Consider the following 17,811-nt stretch of genomic DNA (forward strand, 5'->3'; position numbering starts at 1 on the left):
GCTATTCACTTATATAAGCTGGGCTTGCCGTTTTGGTACCCGGAAAAGGTCAGGGGAAATATTGATTTGCTTTGGTTTATCCATAGCAGATTACTCGTATCGTACCCGCGGCGTGTAGCGTTCGCAAGTAGTACTTCTTTTATCTCGTCGGACAGGTGGGGTGTCCGACTAAGAATCCACAAGTATTTATCGGATCTGCTGCCGATAAGGGCATATTTGTATCCTTCCTTGTCCAATTCAAGGATGTAATAATCGGCATAGAACCAAAGGAAGAATGCTACTTTTAGTTTACCCGGTTGGGTGGTATCGGGCATCTTGGCTCGTCCGACAGCACGCTTGAAATGATCGTTGCCGTTTTTGTCCGTTCGGTACCCGGCATTCTCCACCCGTACTTTTCCGTCGGGGAGTAGCGTGTAAGTTGCCGTTACGTTGGAAAGTCCTCGTTCAAACACGTGATCGTGGCGGGCGATCTCGTACCAGCGTCCCATGTAGCGGGACAGGTCGAGTTCGCCGATAGTACTGTGGTCTGTCTGCCGCAGGATTTGTTCTATCGTGGTATCAGCGAAATGGAAGCCGGACTCTATCAGCCGGGTGGGTTTCACGTCTTGTCCCGTGGTGAGAAACGTGGCTCCCTCTCCATATAGCACGCGAAAACAAAAGCGTGGAACGGTCACGGATGTCCAGGCATGACAAGCTTTTGCCACGGTACGAGTGAAGGCGTGCTGTGTGAGCCTTCCCGGTGACACTAGATTGACGACTCCCTCTATCAGCTTGTTTGCGATAATGAATGCCATCGCCCGACACAAATCATGGATACTGATCCATGGGAAAGGTTGTGTTCCCGGTGCGATGACCGTTGCAAATTTCATTTTCAAGGGAAGCAACATCTGTCGCATGACTCCCCCGTCGGGGGAAAGGACGATACCGAAACGGGTGATAACCAATCTCGTCGCCGGGGGACAATGCCGGGCTTCCTGTTCCCATGCTTCGCAAAGTTCCGGCAGAAAACCGTCCCCCCGTTTGCCTGTGTACTCGTCGTGTGTCCCTCCTGTCGGGTAGTACCCGACGGCGGATGCCGAAATCATCAATTCCGGTTTACGGGGGCAGGCGTTCAATGCTTTCGTGATGCTTCGTGTCACTTTGATACGGCTGTCCCGTAATTCTTTCTTATACGATGCGCTCCATCGTTTATTGATGGGTGCGCCCGCGAGGTTAATAACTACGTCACAGCGTGAAAGTGTTTGTACCAGTTGATCGAACTTTTTTTCTTGAAAGAATGACCTGTCCAGCGGGACAACCTCGTGTCCCGATCCCGAGAGTGATGTCGTGAGGTGTTTGCCGATAAAACCGCTGGCTCCGCTGATCGCTATGTTCATATCCCGTGAATTGTTGTTAATGTATGGTATGAAAACGTATTTCTTACACGGAAAGTTGCTTTCAAAGGATAAAATGAACCGGAAGGATGAACATTTTCGCTCTCGAGGGTAACCGAAAGAGGAGGAAAAGCGTAAGTTGTAAAAATAAAACAAAGAAAATGATGGATTTAAATAAAATGTTGAATTTGACGGGCATGGTGGCTCTCGTAACGGGTGGCGGTAATGGCATCGGGTGCGGGAGTGCACACGTTTTAGCCCAAGCGGGTGCCGACGTGGTGATCGGTGACGTGAATCTGGCAGACGCCGAGGTTGTAGCGGAAGATATACGGTCGATGGGACACCGGGCGTTAGCGGTGAAATGTGACGTGACGAGAGATGCGGATTTGATGAACCTCGTGCAGCGCACGATTATGGAGTTCGGGAAGTTGAATATCCTGGTGAATAACGTGGGTGTCGGCGGGGGAGGAAAAGAGAATCCTTTCCGTGTAACGGAGGAGTATTTTGAGCGTATTTTTAAAGTGAATGTTTTTAGTGCCTGGCGATTGTGCCAGTTGGCTGTGCCTTACATGAAACAGGCTGGCTCCGGCTCAATCGTGAATATAACTTCCATGGCGAGTATCAACCGGAGTCCGGGCATGAGTGCTTACGCCTCGTCGAAAGCGGCGTTGAACCACATGACGGCGAATCTGGCAATGGACTTCGGACCGGACGTGCGGATAAATGCCGTGGGTCCGGGTGCGGTGGAAACGCGAGCCTTGGAATCGGTGTTGACTCCCGAGATTGAGGAAAAGATGCTGGCACACACGCCCATCAAGCGATTGGGTGAAATAGACGATATTGCCGGAGCCGTGCTTTTCTTTGCCGCCCCTATTTCCGGTTGGGTCACGGGGCAGGTATTGTTCGTGAATGGCGGCGGGGTTCAGACGCTGGATTAGGGAAAAAAGGGGCGGAATCCGTGTTTGGTGGTTCCGCCCAATATGTTGACAGTGGAATCTTAATGAGGTTTACTTTGAGCTCGATTCTTTTCTTTAAGTGTATCCGGGATAAGATGAGAATCTTCTGTATCTGACTGAAAATGAGGATAGATGAAAGCAAGAATCAATATAAAGCCATCTAGTTCGTTTCTTTCTGTGATTGCAATTCCCGGATCTCTTTGTTAAGAAAGATGGAGAGAACGGTGCGTAGGACGACAATGCCGCCGAGGATGGCTAACTCGTTCAGTCCGGGTTCCAACACGGTTTTGAGTATATCGGATGCGATCAGAAATTCAAGTCCCAGAAGAAGATAAGTCCCCAAGTCTGCTCGGAGTTCACGAGTGGCAGTGAAAGAATATTGCCCCGTAATTCTTCGGGCTTCGTTGCGTAAAAAGGCACAGAAGGCGATAACCGCCCCGTAGATGACAATAATCAGACTGATGATGCTGATCGCCGTGGAAAGTATTTCCAGATAGTGCATGATTTTCATGATGTTGAGTTTATATCTATGGTTAAAAATACGGAATCGTTTGAGAAAGGTTGTTGCAATCTCCGTTTTTTCGTTAAAATCGTTATCTTTGGGGGCAGTATAAAAATAAATCATTTACTCATAATAAAAGATGGAGCAAGAAAACAAACAAATGAATTCACTCCCGGATAATGCTTACCGGGAACTCGCCCCGGGCGAGGAGTACAAGCCGATGATGCCGGCTAACACGAATCCCAAGGAGGTGACGCCTTACTCGGTGACGTTCGGTATTATCATGGCGATTATTTTTTCCGCGGCAGCCGCTTACCTGGGGCTGAAAGTGGGGCAGGTGTTCGAGGCAGCTATCCCGATTGCTATTATTGCCGTTGGTGTGGGCAACATGATGGGCAAGAAGAATATGCTCGGGCAGAACGTGATTATTCAGTCTATTGGAGCAAGTTCAGGCGTGGTGGTGGCGGGAGCCATTTTCACTTTGCCGGCTCTTTATATCCTGGGATTGGAAGCCCAGTTTTATCAAGTGTTCCTTTCATCTCTGTTCGGGGGATTCTTGGGCATTTTGCTGTTGATTCCTTTCCGGAAGTATTTCGTGAAAGATATGCACGGGAAGTATCCTTTCCCGGAAGCGACGGCAACGACCGAGGTGCTGGTGTCCGGCGAGAAAAAAGGTAACCAGGCGAAGTTGTTGGCGGTAAGCGGGCTTATCGGAGGTTTGTATGATTTCTGCGTGAGTACGTTCGGTTGGTGGGCTGAAGGGATCTCTACCCGTTTGATGGGGTGGGGTGAGATGCTTGCCGATAAAGTGAAAGTGGTATTCAAGATTAACACGGGTGCGGCTGTACTCGGTTTAGGATATATTATCGGTTTGAAATACGCGGCTATTATTTGTGCCGGATCTTTCACCGTGTGGTTCGTGTTGATTCCTTTTATCAGCCATTTTGCCGACGGGCAGACGTTGGCTGTCGGAGAGGGTGTCACGATGCTTTTGAGAGATATGAGCCCGGAACAGATATTCACGAATTACGCCCGTCATATCGGTATCGGTGGTATCGCTATGGCTGGGGTAATCGGTATCATCCGTTCATCCAGTATTATCAAACAGGCGTTGGGCTTGGCGGTGAGCGAGCTTGGCGGTAAGAAAAATATCGAGGGAAGCGTGGAGCGTACGCAAAGAGATCTTTCCATGCGGTTGATTCTCTCTGGCGTGATCTCTATTTTGATTGCTACATTCGTGTTCTTCCAATTTGGTGTGTTAGGAAATCTGATGCACACGATCATCGCTACCTTGATTGTGTTTATTATCTCTTTCCTGTTCACGACTGTAGCGGCTAACGCTATCGCTATCGTGGGTTCCAATCCGGTGTCCGGTATGACGTTGATGACGTTGATTCTGAGTTCGCTGGTGTTGGTGAGTGCTGGATTGAGTGGGACTAGCGGAATGATGGCTGCCATGATTATCGGTGGTGTGGTTTGTACTGCGTTGTCGATGGCGGGTGGTTTTATCACGGACTTGAAGATCGGTTACTGGCTGGGTACGACTCCCGCTAAACAGGAGGGATGGAAGTTCTTGGGAACTGCCGTTTCTGCCGCCACGATTGCCGGTGTGATGATGGTATTGAACAAAACTTACGGTTTCGTGGGTGACGGGGCTTTGGTTGCCCCGCAGGCAAACGCTATGGCTGCCGTGATTAAACCGTTGATGGAAGGTGGCGCAACCCCGTGGTTGTTGTATTTTGCAGGTGCCGTTTTGGCATTGATCCTGACTATGATCGGGGTTCCCGCCCTGGCTTTCGCATTGGGTATGTTTATCCCGCTGGATTTGAATACGCCGTTGTTGATTGGTGGTATCGTAAGTTGGTATGTAGGAAGCCGCAGCAAGGACGAGAACGTGAATAAGGCTCGCCGTGAACGCGGTACATTGATAGCTTCCGGATTTATTGCCGGTGGTGCATTGATGGGTGTGATTAGTGCTATATTGAAATTTGCCGGACTTGATTGGTTCATGGGATGGAGCGGAGCCGAGATGCTGGCAGTAGTGATGTATATCCTAATCATCGTTTACTTCATCTATGATTCGATGAAAGCTAAGCTAACGGATTAATTGGCGATTTATGATTTACGATTGAAGATTTCGATCTTCTCGTAAATCATAATCTAAATGAAATCATAAATCAAAAATATAGATAAGATGGATTTGAAAGATCGTTTTTTGAAATACGTGAGTTTCGACACGCAGAGTGACGAGGCAAGCGAAACATTTCCGTCTACCGAAAAACAGAAAGTATTGTTGAGGTACTTGGTAGAGGAGATGAAAGGACTCGGGTTGACCGAGGTGGAGATGGACGAACATAGTTACGTGATGGGAACTATTCCCGCTACACCGGGATATGAAGATCGTCCGGTGATCGGGTTTATCTCTCACGTGGACACCAGTCCGGATATGAGTGGGGCAAATATTAAGCCGCAGATCATCGAGAATTATGACGGAACGGATATTCGCTTGAACGAGAACTTGATGATGACCGTGAAGGATTTCCCTGAGTTGTCGGCATTCAAGGGACACACGTTGATTACCACGGACGGGACTACCTTGTTGGGTGCGGATGATAAGGCGGGAGTAGCCGAGATCATAACGGCTGCCGAGTACCTGATGGCTCACCCGGAGATTAAACATGGCAAGATTCGTATCGGTTTCACTCCCGACGAGGAAGTGGGACGCGGTGTGGATTATTTCAACGTGGAGAGATTCGGTGCTAAATTCGCTTACACGATAGACGGCGGTTTCGAGGGAGAGTTGGAATACGAGAATTTCAATGCGGCGAGTGCCAGAGTGGTTATCCAAGGACGTAACGTACACCCGGGATACGCGAAAGACAAGATGATTAATGCCTTGCAAGTGGCTGCCGAGGTCAATAGCCTGTTGCCGGCGTGGGAACGTCCGGAACACACGGACGGGTACGAGGGATTCTATCACCTCGTGGGTCTGAGCGGTTCAGTGGAAAATGCCGAGATCAATTATATTATCCGCGACCATATCCGTGAGAAGTTTGAAGCCAAAAAGCAATTTATCACGAAAACCGTGGAGTTGTTGACGAAGAAATATGGTGAAGGCGTGTTGACTTTGATATTGAAAGATCAATATTACAACATGCGCGAGATGGTGGAACCGCATCCGGAAGTGATCGAGAAGGCTTTCGAGGCTATGACTCAAGCCGGGGTGACCCCGATCGTGCGTCCTATACGCGGAGGTACCGACGGGGCACGTTTGTCCTACATGGGATTGCCTTGCCCGAACCTGTTCACTGGAGGTATGAATTTCCACGGGAAATTTGAATATTGTTCCTTGAATACGATGCATAAAGCAATGCAAACGATCCTGAATTTGGCTCAACTTTGGGCGAAGTAAGATTTTGGGGGATAACATGATAGAAGCACTTGGAATTTCACGATTTCAAGTGCTTTTATTTTGAGGAGATTGCAAGATTGCTTATTTTTAATGCAAAATATGAAAATATGGAAATTAAATCATTGGAAAATACGAGCTTCGACGAGTTGTTTGAGGCATTCGAGAAGGCTTTTGCCGATTATGAAATTCAACTGAATAAGGCGGAACTCGTGACTATGTTGAAACGGCGTGGTTTTGATCCGAGGCTTTCTTTTGCGGCGTTCGACGGGGATCAGATTGTTGCGTTCACCTGTAATGGAATCGGGGATTTTTACGGGACTTCAATGGCTTACGACACGGGAACCGGAACGCTGAAGGATTATCGGGGAAGGGGTTTGGCTACACGAATATTTGAATATTCTATTCCTTATTTAAGGGAAGCGGGGATAAAAGAATATTTGTTGGAAGTGTTGCAGCATAACACGGGAGCCGTTTCCGTGTACAGAAAATTGGGGTTCGAGGTGACACGCGAGTTTTATTACTTCAGACCGGAGAATGGGCAGATCAACCGAGAAATGAAGGCTATCGATAGCCCTTATTCGTTACAACCGATCGATATTAACGAGTATGAAGTGATACCCGGTTTCTGGGATTTCAAGCCTTCGTGGCAAAATAGCTTCGATGCTATTAACCGGGTGCCCGAGGATTTCGTTTGCCTGGGTGTTTTCATGGAAAGCAAGCTTGTCGGTTACGGGGTCTTTGAACCGATGTCCGGGGATGTTACCCAGATAGCAGTGGACAAGGAATATCGACGTAAAGGTATCGGTTCATTGCTGTTCCAAAAGATGTTGGAGTGCAATAAATATAGCTCTATCAAGATCGTGAATACGGACGTTTCTTGCGATTCGATTACTGCTTTCCTCAAGTCAAGGAATATCGAACCGACGGGAAAACAGTTTGAGATGATAAAGAAGTTGTGAGAATTTAAAAGTGTTAACTTTGGCGGTAAATTTAGTAGATAAATAAAGCATGACAAATAGTACGTATGTAGCCGGACAAGCTACTCTCTTTCCTTTTACACCCCCGAAACATTCGGAGGACTTGTGTATTCCCGTGCAGACGTGGGAGTTTATGTGCCACACGCTATACTTGAAGCGGTATCCTTTTCTGCTCGGACCTAAAGGATGTGGGAAATCATCCATAGCCAAAGAATTGGCGAGTGCCATGGGAATGGATTATTTCGCCTTCGATATGGGACAAGCCTTCAAACCGAAAAAGATGTTCGTGGGCGGATTGATTATCGGTGATGACGGAAAGACCAAGGCGGTGCGCTCGGAGTTCTTCAAGGCTTTCGTGTCAACGAAACCGACATTGATTTTTCTTGACGAGTTGACCCGTACACCGATGGTGGCTGCGAATTTTCTGATGACGATCCTCGATAGGCAACAGTCTTATATTTATGACGAGGATTCCGGAAAACGCTATAATAAAGGGGAGAACGTGTTGTTCGTGGCTGCTGGTAACGTGGGATTCGCTTACGTGTCCACGCAGCGGTTAGACACGGCTTTCGAGGATCGTTTTATCAAAATCCGGCTGAATTATCTTACCGCAACGGAAGAAGCCGATTTGATCCGGGCTTGCTTCCCGAAAGTATCCCGTGATGCGGCTATCCAACTGGCTCGGGTGGCTGAAATATTGCGTTTGGCGGAACAGAAGGAAACCTTATCCGTGTCGCTTTCTACCCGGCAGGTGTTGGATGCGGCGGCGTATATGCCTTTGGGGTATAGGTTGAGCGAGGTGATCGAGCGGGTGATCCTCACGAACTATGTAATCACGGGCGAGGAAACGATTGCCCGCTCGTTGATACAGACCCTTTAATCGGACGACATGGATTTCCGGCGGATAGAAGAAATATATGATGAACAGTTTATTGATCGGGATTGGTGGGGTGATTTCCCGACTGCCCGTAATTTGCTGGATCGGGATTTAGGAACGACCGATATATTGAAGTTGGTTCCGGTATGTGCCAAGATTGCTTATCACATCACGGGAGAGATTCCTAAAATGGTGCTTTCGAACAGGGTGCCCGCCTTGTCAATGAACCCGAAGCATATTGCTTTGAATTTGAAATTACTCCGTTTCGAGATTTCGGATGAAACCCGGGTATTTGTCTTTTTCGGGTATTTCGTGCACGAGCTGGCTCACTGGATTTACACGGGAAAAGATATTGCCGGATTGGACGAGAAGGATTTGCTTTATACCCCGATGCACTATGACATGATCCATTTCATCGAGGATCGGCGGGTAGAATCCAAGCTGGTAAAGGATTTTCCAGGGTATCATTACTATTTGTATGCCGCCCGGAAGTTGGGACTTGCCATGGGACTGAATATCGTGGAATCCCGCATGGGGTATTACGGGGGACAGAGTGATGACGGTTTTCACCGGGGAGGTGACGGCTCGGAGGCTCTCTATGACTATATCTGCACCAAGATATTATATCCTAATCTGTTGGACGAGAGCAGTTATATGCGGGCAGTCTTGGATTTTCCCGGTAATGACGTGAAGGTAAGGCAAGTAAACGCCATATTGAAGGGGATTAAGAGTTATGCCGACTTGACTTACAAAGAGGTGGTCTGGTATGCCGGGGCATTGGCTGATTTGTTCCATGATAAGGAGGTTTGCCCGGATAATTTCTTCTTGCAGGAGATGAAGAAGGCGATGAAGGGAATCGAGGATTTCAAGACGGATAAGCAGATCAAGATGGCGGAAACGGTGATCCGGGATTTGCGGACGACGTTGAACGAGAATACCGTGTTTTCCCCGCAGTTGTTCGTGAGTTCGGAACGTTCCAAGCTGGAATGGAAGGGTTCGTTAGGCGTGTGTGACCGATTGGTGGAAGTGGACGCGGAAGTGACGGAAGTTTCTGATGATATATTGAACCGGGCAAAAGGGTTGGCTGCCAAAATACAATTGAGTCTAGCCATGTTTTCCGGGAAGATGGATAGGACAAGGGTAATATACGAGCAGGATTCGGGGGAATTGGATGAGGACGAATTGTATCAGTCCCGCTATAACCGAAATATTTTTTTCGAGGAGGTAATGGCTCCTTCGGCAATTTTGGAAGTAGTTATCCTGTTGGATCTTTCCGGTTCCATGTGCACGAAAGATAAAATCCCTTTGCAGATAGAAATATCAGCCGGGTTGGCTTTGGCTTTCAACAAGTACCCGAATGTCGTGTATTATTCCATCTACGGGCATCGCTGTGGGGATGACGGGATTGAGATTACCCGTTTCCATGACCGGGGCGAGAAATTGCAGCTTGGGAAGTTGTTCTCGCAACAGGCATTGAACGCCAATGCCGACGGGTATGCCATGTTGTATTGCTTTGATAAATTCAAATCTGACGCGAAGAATAAATTGTTCCTTATGATTTCCGATGGAGCACCTTCTGCCACGGGATATGACGGAGAGGATGCCCGAGAGCACGTGTGGGTCGTGGTGCAGGAAGCCAAAAAGCGAGGAATAGAGGTCTTGTCTATCGGAATAGATAATTTCGATCAGGCGGATATGTACGAGGAGTTTATCCCTTATTCCGGTCCGGAGATCACGACAAAAATATCCCAATGGATTCGTAAAAAGTTTATGTCGATGGCGGATGACAATTCGTTTTGAATTGTAATTAGGAATAAAGTAATAAAGTCCATAGAATAGTTCTATGGACTTTATTACTTTATAGGTTGTAGGATTATAAACCCAATTTCTTACGGATAGCTTTCGGGATAGCATCTTTGTGAACCATGATTGCTACCGTTTGCAGACGGCAGAAAGGTTCGGACATGTAGAGGTAACCGCCGAAATCGCTTCTTTCCTCACCCCATGAATTTTTCGTTTTATAATACAGAGTTCCGTTTTGATCTTTGAGCAATCCGGTGATATGCATCAAATGGTCGTCCGTGGTTTGGCGGTTGTTGAATTTGAATTGACGTTTTGCATCATCCACTTTCATTTCCGGTACAGGGGATTCGAAAGATTGTATCTTATTTTTTCTTTCTTTTTCACTGAGGGTAGTCCATTTGTCGATCTCGGCGTTGATCATTTCTTCCGGGTTATCCGTCGGGAGAATAGCCAATCCGCTGGAATGGTTGAATCCGTTGTGGCTTACGTCGCCATCCCAACAAACGGTGTAACCGTTTTTGAGGGCGTTGTTCATCACTTCCATGAGTTCGTCGATCGGCAAGTTGTAGTACTGTCCGTGCAGCCAGTTGTCTGGGATGGGAAGTACCGTGGCTTGATAGAACGGGAAAGCCTCGAAGGACGTGAGTTCCACGTAATCGTCAAGGTTCAGGTCTAATGATTGGGCAAAACTTTGTGGCGTGTATTCTTTTCCCTCGTAAGTGAAAGTTTCGGGCGTATCGCCAAGATACGATTCGATGTATCTCATAAAGCCTTTTGTCCACACGGGAGTAATCTGGCGGTTCGGGTTTTTGTTGACCCCGTCAAGGATACCTTGCAGGGCTTCTACCATTTCAGCATGAATGTGAAAATCCCGCCCGTATTGTAGTCCGGTGTACACTTCTTCCGGAACAATACCGTATTTCTTGATCACGTGAATCACGTCGTGGGCTTGTCCACCTTCGCTGAAATTGGTCTTCCCGTGAAATTGAACGTAACGCAAACCTTTTTCAAAGTAAGCGTTTTTGGCAACGTAAAGTTCTGCCAGGTCGTAGACCGGTTTCCCTTTGCGTAATAATTCTGATTCAAGGAATGAAAGAGCCGCGTAATCCCAGCAAGTGCCGACGCTTTGTTGATTCTTTACTGGGGTTGTTTTTAAATCGGCAACTGTCGTGAATTGATAGCCGGAACGAGGTCCGCCTTTTTGGGCGAATAAGGTCGTGCTGATTGCGGAAAGCAAAACGACCAAGCATAAAGATAGATGTCTAATCATATTTGAGTTATTTTTAGCATTTTTGTTCGATCACAAAGCTAACGAAAATTCTTCACGGGCTAAATTTTATTTGGATAAACTTTGCATCAGGTAGTAGCCGGTCCATGTTGCAGCGAGCCCAAGTACCACGCTTAACCCGATATTAAGGGAAAGTAAAAAATAGGCTTTCGTGCTCAATAATTGCAGGTTATCCAACGAGAAAGTGGAAAAAGTGGTGAAACTCCCGCAGAAACCGACAGCCAGTAACAGGCGATGATTGTTCGTGAGAATATTGGCATGGGTTAATAATCCGGCGATGATGCCCATGAGAAAGCAGCCCGCGATGTTCACGATAAAAACTCCTATCGGGAACGCGGTATCGAAATTCTTTTGGATAAAACCACTTAACCAGTAACGGGAAACCCCGCCGAACATGGAACCGAGCGCAACAAACAATAGATTACTCATGTTATTTTTATAGATGGATAAAAAAATCTTTTCATCGCAAAATTAATGCTTTGTAGCGGATAATCTATATCTTTACCTTGTTTTTTGGATTTGTGTAGAAGAAGCGTTTAAAATATAAATTATCATCTATGAAAAAAAGAGTTATATTACTTTTGAGTGTTACCGCTTTGGTCGCCTCTTGCAAAGAGGGAGCCAGGCAGACGGAGAATCCGTTGATGCAGAAATTTGAAACCCCGTTTCAAGCTCCGCCTTTCGATAAGATCAAATTGGCTGATTACAAGCCAGCTTTCGAGGAAGGGATGAAACAGCATAAAGCTGAAATCGAGGCAATCGTGAATAACCCGGAGGCTCCGACTTTCGAGAACACGATCGTGGCTCTCGACCAATCCGGGAAATTATTGAACCAGACATCTGCTATCTTTTTCAATCTTTGTGAGGCTGTCACGAGTGACGAAATGCTGGCTTTGGCAATGGAGATCAGTCCGGCTGTTACTGCCCACGGGGACGAAATTAACATGAACCCGAAGCTTTTTGCCCGAATCAAGGCGTTGTATGATAAAAAAGAGTCATTAGGATTGGATTCTTTGGCATCGCGCACGTTGGAGAAATACTATAATGATTTCGTTCGAGGGGGGGCTAACCTGAATGATGAAGACAAAGCTAAGTTGATGAAAATTAACGGCGAATTGTCCAAGTTGAGTTTACAATACGGCAATAACCTGTTGAAGGAGACGAATGCTTTCACGTTGGTAATCGATAATGCCAAGGATCTGGAAGGACTTTCCGATAATGCAATAGCTTCAGCAGCGGCAGAAGCGAAGAACAGAGGCATGGAAGGGAAATGGGTATTCACGGTGCAAAAACCGAGTATGCTTCCTTTCCTGACGTATGCAAAGAACCGTGATTTGAGAGAGAAGTTGTATAAAGGTTACTACATGCGGGCGAACAATGATAACGTTAATGATAATAAGGCGGTGCTTGCTCAAATGGTAAATTTGAGAACCGAGAAAGCCAAATTGTTGGGCTTCGATACTTATGCCGCTTATGTAATTGACGTGAATATGGCAAAGACGCCGGAAGCCGTGCATTCTTTCTTGGAAAGAGTATGGACTCCCGCGTTGAAAGTTGCCAAGCAAGAATTGGCTGAAATGCAAAAGATCGCGGACAAGGAAGGCATGAAAGAAAAGTTGGAGAGTTGGGATTGGTGGTATTATGCCGAGAAACTCCGGAAACAGAAATATGACTTGGACGAGTCCGAGATGATGCCTTACCTGAAACTCGAGAATGTGCGTGACGGCATGTTCGAGGTCGCGAATAAACTTTACGGGATCACGTTGGAGAGACGTACGGATATACCCTTGTATCACCCGGAAGTGGAAACTTACGAGGTGAAGGATGTGGACGGTAGTTCTTTAGGAATCCTTTACCTGGATTATTTCACTCGTGCGAGTAAGTCTGCCGGGGCGTGGATGACAGAGTTCCGTCATTACACGAAAGAAAACGGTAAGGAAGAGATGCCGTTGGTATCCGTGGTGTATAATTTCTCACCTGCCGTGGGCGATGCTCCCGTACTGTTGACTTGGGACGACACGGAAACGATGTTCCACGAATTTGGTCACGCTCTGCACGGCTTCTTTACTCGTGGCGATTATCAGCGTATAGCCGGAACGATACCTCACGATATGGTGGAGTTGCCGTCACAGGTTATGGAAAACTGGGCGAGTGAACCGGAAGTATTGAAAATGTACGCTAAGCATTACCAGACGGGTGAACCGATGCCGGATGCGTTAATCAAAAAGATTCAGGAGAGCGGGCATTTCAACCAAGGGTTTGCCACAGTAGAATATGTTGCCGCAGCATTGTTGGATATGGATTGGTATTCTCAAGCCACGATACAAGAGTTCGACGTGAATGCATTCGAGAAAGCTTCGATGGATAAATACGGTTTGATTAAAGAAATCTTGCCTCGTTACCGTACAACGTATTTCTCGCACATCTTTGACGGAGGATATTCTGCCGGTTACTACGTGTATCTTTGGGCTGAAGTGTTGGATGCCGATGCGTTCCAAGCCTTCAAGGCTTCCGGAGATATTTATAACAAAGAGTTGGCTGCAAAATTCCGGAAATATATTTTGTCTGAAGGAGGGTATGACGATCCTATGGGACAATATATTAAATTCCGGGGGCAACAACCGTCCGAGGAGCCGCTTTTGATGAAAAGAGGTTTAAAATAGCCCTTGATCATCTAGGGATAAATAAAATAAAACGACCGGTATGAAACATTATCGGTCGTTTTTCGTTTCTATAGATGTTTACAATGAAATACAAAGAACTTTTAAATATTTATAGTTATGATGAAAGGAAATATTGGTTTAGACGCCGCGATGATCAAATCAAGCAAGACGATTTTAAATAACTTACTTGCCGATCATTTTGTTTTACTTGCTAAAACATGGAATTACCATTGGAATATGAAAGGTGCAAGCTTTAGATCTTATCACACATTCCTGGAAGATCTTTACAATGGTTTGATTGAAGATATAGATAGCATAGCCGAACGTGTTCGTGACTTGGACGAGCGTCCTATTGGTTCCTTGAAAGGATGCCTGGAACGCAACCGTATCAAAGAGCAAGACGAGGAAAAGCCGCTTCCCGATGCAAAAGGTATGTTAGCCGCTTTGTTGGATGACAATGCGGAAGTGATACGTCAGATTCGTTCTGACTTGGAGACGATGGATAAGGAAGGGTCAAAGGATTTCGGAACATCCAATTTCTTGGAAGATATGATTGAGAAAAAGGAAAAAGTAACTTGGATGATCCGTGCACATTTGGAATAAGGATAGATTTTTATGTTATGAGTGAATGGAAAGGGACTGCCTGAAAAGGTGGTCTCTTTTTTGTTGCCCGAATAGGATACCGATGTTTTTTGTATCTTCGTACCCGATAATTTGGCGATATGGAAGATAGAGAGATTAGCGGTATTTTAATTCACTGGTACGGGAAAAACAAGCGGGAATTACCGTGGCGGGAAACGAATGATCCTTACCTGATATGGATTTCGGAGATTATATTGCAGCAAACCCGGGTGGTGCAGGGGTTGGATTATTTCAATCGTTTCGTGCGGCGCTTTCCGGATGTGCGTTCCCTTGCCGTGGCGGATGAGGATGAGGTGATGAAATACTGGCAAGGATTGGGGTATTACAGTCGTGCCCGGAACCTGCACGCCGCGGCGAAGCAAATTATGTCTTCTTGCGGGGGAATGTTCCCGCGGACGAGAGAAGGCGTTCTGTCGCTGAAAGGAGTGGGGGACTACACGTCAGCGGCAATCTGTTCTTTCGCTTACAGGCAACCCTATGCCACGGTGGATGGTAACGTGTACCGGGTGTTGGCCCGGCTTTTTGACATTGATACGCCAATTGACAGCGGGGAAGGGAAAAAGTATTTCACGGAGTTGGCACAATCTTTACTGGATGAACGCCGTCCCGATCTTTTCAACCAGGCAATGATGGAATTCGGGGCTTTGCAGTGTGTGCCGAAATCGCCCGATTGCACCCGTTGCCCTTTGAACGGAAAGTGCTTGGCTCTGGCTTCCGGACGGGTGGAACGATTGCCCGTGAAAGGCGGGAAAACCACGGTAAAATCCCGTTATTTTAATTATTTGCATATCCATGGTTGTGGGAGAACTTTACTTGCCAAACGTACTGGAAATGATATCTGGCGTAATCTCTACGAGTTTCCGCTGGTGGAAACAATGTCTTCTGTCTCTTGGGGCGAATTGCAGCAAGTACCTGAATTTGGTATGTTATTTGACGGAATGGAAGGTGTTAGCGTGAAACGGGAGTTCGTGGCTAAAAAACACGTGCTATCTCACCGGGTAATCTACGCCGTGTTTTACGAGATTCTGGTAGATTCTTTTTCTCCTGCCATGCGAAAGTACCTTCTGGTGCCGGATGCGGAGGTAGGTAATTATGCGGTATCCCGTCTCGTGCAATGTTATTTGGAGGGGATAGGAGATGTTTGCGCCCCCATTGGTCTATAGATACGCTACCTTATAAACCAATTATGAACGAATCATAAACGAATCATGAACGCAAATTTACGTTTATGCTACGTTTATGGTTCGTTCATAATTGGTTTTTGGGGGCGGGCAAGGGGCAAGCAACGGTTAGGCAATTGTAGTTCGGATGTGGGCAAGAGATTGCGGGAAAAAGTAGTGTCGATAAATAAATTTTTTCTTTTTTGATGTATCACTGGTGAAAAAGATTTATTTTTGTGTTGATGCGAAAGGATGATCGAGATATACTTGATAGATTCATAAAGAATCGTAAGGAGGGAATTCGGATGTTGTTCGATCGTTACTATCGTCCTTTGGTGTTGTATGCCGGGACATTGATTAGTGACGACACGATGGCGGAAGATCTCGTCCAAGAGTTTTTCGTGCGTTTGTGGGAAGACGATTATCTTGAGCGTATCAGGAGCAAGGCTCTTAGTTCTTATCTTTTTTCTTCCGTTCGCAATAGTTGTTATACTTACTTGCACAAGAACGATGTGCTGCGAGCCCGGGTGGATTACATGTCTGTCGATGTGGCAGCTGATTCGGCTGCTTTATTGAGCCAGGAAATCGTGGACCGGGTGAATGCCGTGATTGCCCGGATGCCCGAGCAAACGGGACGTGTGTTGAATTGCGTGTTAATGCGGGATATGAAATACCAAGATACAGCCGATGAATTGCAGGTTTCTTTGAATACGGTGAAAACTTTGATGCGTAATGGTATGCGTGTTTTGAGGGAGGAGTTGCGGGGAGAGCAAGAGCTGATTATGTTGTTTATCGTTATAGCTTCTCCTGAAGTTACCCAAGAGTGAAAAGTTATATTTTTTGCAAAAAAAATCTTGTCTCATTCACCCGTTTTGATTTTTATTTAGTCCTACTTGTAGAAAAATAAACTAGTATGGCTATATCGGATTATATAGAAGATTTAATTTACCGGGTCTTGGCAGGGGATGCGAGCGAAGAGGAGCGGCAGGTGTTCGAGGAATGGGTACGAGAGAACGAGGAGCATCGATTGTTTTTCCGGGAGGTTGAGCGGGCTTGGTACACCGGAAAGTATTCCGTGAAATGGAGGAACGTGGAAGAAAGTGCGGCATGGCAAGCGGTAGAACATAAGCGGGAGAGTCGGCGTCGAAAACGGATAATACGTATTGGTTGGAGTGTGGCGGCGGCTATTGTGTTACTGCTGGGGATGACGTGGGTGTTTTTCCCTTCGGGAAAGAAGACGCCTGTCGTGGCGGTGCAGTCTGTGGTAAAGCCCGGGGGGGCGAAGGCGGTATTGGTGTTGTCGACGGGAGTGCAGGTCGTTTTGGGAAGCGAACGGGCAGATACGATCCAGGAAAAGGGTTTCTCTATTTTGAACGTGGCGGACTATATAGATTATAGTCGAAAAGATAGCGTGGCATTGGGACGCCCGGTTTACAATGAATTGCGAGTTCCAACCGGGGGAGAGTTTCGTTTGGTGCTTGCCGACGGGACAGTGGTTTACATGAATTCGGAGTCTAGATTGAAATATCCCGTGCGTTTCACAGGTGATGAGCGGTTAGTGGAATTGGAAGGAGAGGCTTATTTTGACGTGTCTCGGGATGAAGTGCATCCTTTTGTGGTTCGCACGGAACGATTAGATGTGACAGTACTGGGTACTGGGTTTAACGTGATGGCATACAAGAAGGGGGCTCGCACGGAAGTTACTTTGGTAAGCGGGAGTGTGGATGTGACGAGTGGGAAAATTAGCGAGGTGTTGACCCCAAACCACCAGTTCGTGATGAATAACGAGAGCCGGGAGTACGAGGTGAAAACCGTGAACGTGGACACGTATGTCGATTGGAAGAACGGCATTTTGAATTTTGACGCGATGCCGTTGGATGAACTGGCTGACAAATTGGGACGTTGGTACGAGGTGAGTTTCTTTTTCAGCAAGGAGAGTTTGAAACAGTTGAAGTTTACGGGTGCTTTCCGAAAATACAACGATATCGACTATATCCTTTTTTTGATAGAGTCAACCACGAATGTAACTTTTAAAGTGAATGGGAATGTAATTACAGTCAACGAGAAATAAAGTTTAAAATCACTTCTGACGGGAATAAAATACCGGAAAGTGTTGGGAGCACGATCCGGTAGTCACTCCCGGGGGAGTTTTAAGTAT

Annotated in this window: 15 protein-coding genes; 11 read left to right on the forward strand and 4 right to left on the reverse strand. The window is 46.6% G+C overall.

All coding sequences use genetic code 11. The features are described from left to right. Positions 1 to 5: 5 nt before the first annotated feature. Positions 6 to 1,376, reverse strand: a complete 1,371-nt coding sequence (locus A3CY_RS0114255) for a TIGR01777 family oxidoreductase (RefSeq protein ID WP_018338604.1) — start codon at positions 1,374 to 1,376, stop codon at positions 6 to 8. 158 nt (positions 1,377 to 1,534) lie between these two features. On the opposite strand from A3CY_RS0114255, the gene A3CY_RS0114265 reads away from it, so the two are divergent. Then, complete coding sequence (locus A3CY_RS0114265) at positions 1,535 to 2,311, forward strand: glucose 1-dehydrogenase (protein WP_018338606.1); 777 nt, start codon at positions 1,535 to 1,537, stop codon at positions 2,309 to 2,311. Positions 2,312 to 2,489: 178 nt separating this feature from the next. Here the strand turns inward: A3CY_RS0114265 and A3CY_RS0114270 are convergent, their stop codons facing one another. Then, on the reverse strand, positions 2,490 to 2,840 hold the full coding sequence (locus A3CY_RS0114270; protein WP_051082743.1) for a DUF1622 domain-containing protein: 351 nt from the start codon (positions 2,838 to 2,840) through the stop codon (positions 2,490 to 2,492). Positions 2,841 to 2,970: 130 nt separating this feature from the next. On the opposite strand from A3CY_RS0114270, the gene A3CY_RS0114275 reads away from it, so the two are divergent. From A3CY_RS0114275 to A3CY_RS0114295, 5 genes are all read left to right on the forward strand, one after another. Then, a complete protein-coding gene (locus tag A3CY_RS0114275) occupies positions 2,971 to 4,938 on the forward strand; it encodes an OPT family oligopeptide transporter (RefSeq protein ID WP_018338608.1) in 1,968 nt (655 codons plus the stop codon). Between the two features lie 87 nt (positions 4,939 to 5,025). Next, on the forward strand, positions 5,026 to 6,243 hold the full coding sequence (gene pepT, locus A3CY_RS0114280) for a peptidase T (RefSeq protein ID WP_018338609.1): 1,218 nt from the start codon (positions 5,026 to 5,028) through the stop codon (positions 6,241 to 6,243). A 107-nt stretch (positions 6,244 to 6,350) separates the two neighbouring features. Beyond that, a complete protein-coding gene (locus tag A3CY_RS0114285; RefSeq protein WP_026207694.1) occupies positions 6,351 to 7,202 on the forward strand; it encodes a GNAT family N-acetyltransferase in 852 nt (283 codons plus the stop codon). A gap of 49 nt (positions 7,203 to 7,251) precedes the next feature. Then, on the forward strand, positions 7,252 to 8,100 hold the full coding sequence (locus A3CY_RS0114290) for an AAA family ATPase (RefSeq protein WP_018338611.1): 849 nt from the start codon (positions 7,252 to 7,254) through the stop codon (positions 8,098 to 8,100). A 9-nt stretch (positions 8,101 to 8,109) separates the two neighbouring features. Then, entirely contained in the window at positions 8,110 to 9,897 is a 1,788-nt protein-coding gene (locus A3CY_RS0114295; RefSeq protein WP_018338612.1) for a cobaltochelatase CobT-related protein, read from the forward strand. 73 nt (positions 9,898 to 9,970) lie between these two features. Here the strand turns inward: A3CY_RS0114295 and A3CY_RS0114300 are convergent, their stop codons facing one another. Both A3CY_RS0114300 and crcB read right to left on the reverse strand, forming a co-directional pair. After that, entirely contained in the window at positions 9,971 to 11,170 is a 1,200-nt protein-coding gene (locus A3CY_RS0114300) for a C1 family peptidase (protein ID WP_040371871.1), read from the reverse strand. Between the two features lie 66 nt (positions 11,171 to 11,236). Next, on the reverse strand, positions 11,237 to 11,617 hold the full coding sequence (gene crcB, locus A3CY_RS0114305; RefSeq protein ID WP_018338614.1) for a fluoride efflux transporter CrcB: 381 nt from the start codon (positions 11,615 to 11,617) through the stop codon (positions 11,237 to 11,239). Between the two features lie 128 nt (positions 11,618 to 11,745). Here crcB and A3CY_RS0114310 point away from each other — a divergent pair, with 128 nt between their 5' ends. The 5 genes from A3CY_RS0114310 to A3CY_RS21125 all read left to right on the forward strand — a co-directional run bounded on the left by A3CY_RS0114310 (position 11,746) and on the right by A3CY_RS21125 (position 17,724). After that, positions 11,746 to 13,851 carry a M3 family metallopeptidase gene (locus A3CY_RS0114310; RefSeq protein WP_018338615.1) on the forward strand — a complete coding sequence of 702 codons (2,106 nt, stop codon included), beginning with the start codon at positions 11,746 to 11,748 and terminating at the stop codon, positions 13,849 to 13,851. A 117-nt stretch (positions 13,852 to 13,968) separates the two neighbouring features. Continuing rightward, positions 13,969 to 14,454: a Dps family protein gene (locus tag A3CY_RS0114315; RefSeq protein WP_018338616.1), complete on the forward strand. Its 486-nt coding sequence runs from the start codon at positions 13,969 to 13,971 to the stop codon at positions 14,452 to 14,454. Positions 14,455 to 14,573: 119 nt separating this feature from the next. Next, positions 14,574 to 15,656, forward strand: coding sequence for an A/G-specific adenine glycosylase (gene mutY, locus A3CY_RS0114320; RefSeq protein ID WP_018338617.1), 1,083 nt, complete (start codon positions 14,574 to 14,576; stop codon positions 15,654 to 15,656). A gap of 239 nt (positions 15,657 to 15,895) precedes the next feature. Then, positions 15,896 to 16,480: a sigma-70 family RNA polymerase sigma factor gene (locus A3CY_RS21120; protein WP_018338618.1), complete on the forward strand. Its 585-nt coding sequence runs from the start codon at positions 15,896 to 15,898 to the stop codon at positions 16,478 to 16,480. 86 nt (positions 16,481 to 16,566) lie between these two features. Then, a complete protein-coding gene (locus A3CY_RS21125) occupies positions 16,567 to 17,724 on the forward strand; it encodes a FecR family protein (protein WP_018338619.1) in 1,158 nt (385 codons plus the stop codon). Positions 17,725 to 17,811: the final 87 nt, after the last annotated feature.

Source organism: Butyricimonas synergistica DSM 23225 (assembly GCF_000379665.1).
Lineage (GTDB): Bacteria > Bacteroidota > Bacteroidia > Bacteroidales > Marinifilaceae > Butyricimonas > Butyricimonas synergistica.

Excerpts from the sequence above, each read along its gene's own strand:
- A3CY_RS0114300 (WP_040371871.1), bottom strand. The coding sequence starts at position 11,170 with ATGATTAGACATCTATCTTTATGCTTGGTCGTTTTGCTTTCCGCAATC.
- A3CY_RS0114315 (WP_018338616.1), top strand. The coding sequence starts at position 13,969 with ATGATGAAAGGAAATATTGGTTTAGACGCCGCGATGATCAAATCAAGC.
- A3CY_RS0114295 (WP_018338612.1), top strand. The coding sequence starts at position 8,110 with ATGGATTTCCGGCGGATAGAAGAAATATATGATGAACAGTTTATTGAT.
- A3CY_RS0114275 (WP_018338608.1), top strand. The coding sequence starts at position 2,971 with ATGGAGCAAGAAAACAAACAAATGAATTCACTCCCGGATAATGCTTAC.
- pepT (WP_018338609.1), top strand. The coding sequence starts at position 5,026 with ATGGATTTGAAAGATCGTTTTTTGAAATACGTGAGTTTCGACACGCAG.
- A3CY_RS21120 (WP_018338618.1), top strand. The coding sequence starts at position 15,896 with ATGCGAAAGGATGATCGAGATATACTTGATAGATTCATAAAGAATCGT.
- A3CY_RS0114285 (WP_026207694.1), top strand. The coding sequence starts at position 6,351 with ATGGAAATTAAATCATTGGAAAATACGAGCTTCGACGAGTTGTTTGAG.
- A3CY_RS0114310 (WP_018338615.1), top strand. The coding sequence starts at position 11,746 with ATGAAAAAAAGAGTTATATTACTTTTGAGTGTTACCGCTTTGGTCGCC.
- A3CY_RS0114290 (WP_018338611.1), top strand. The coding sequence starts at position 7,252 with ATGACAAATAGTACGTATGTAGCCGGACAAGCTACTCTCTTTCCTTTT.
- A3CY_RS0114255 (WP_018338604.1), bottom strand. The coding sequence starts at position 1,376 with ATGAACATAGCGATCAGCGGAGCCAGCGGTTTTATCGGCAAACACCTC.
- A3CY_RS0114265 (WP_018338606.1), top strand. The coding sequence starts at position 1,535 with ATGATGGATTTAAATAAAATGTTGAATTTGACGGGCATGGTGGCTCTC.
- A3CY_RS0114270 (WP_051082743.1), bottom strand. The coding sequence starts at position 2,840 with ATGAAAATCATGCACTATCTGGAAATACTTTCCACGGCGATCAGCATC.
- crcB (WP_018338614.1), bottom strand. The coding sequence starts at position 11,617 with ATGAGTAATCTATTGTTTGTTGCGCTCGGTTCCATGTTCGGCGGGGTT.
- A3CY_RS21125 (WP_018338619.1), top strand. The coding sequence starts at position 16,567 with ATGGCTATATCGGATTATATAGAAGATTTAATTTACCGGGTCTTGGCA.
- mutY (WP_018338617.1), top strand. The coding sequence starts at position 14,574 with ATGGAAGATAGAGAGATTAGCGGTATTTTAATTCACTGGTACGGGAAA.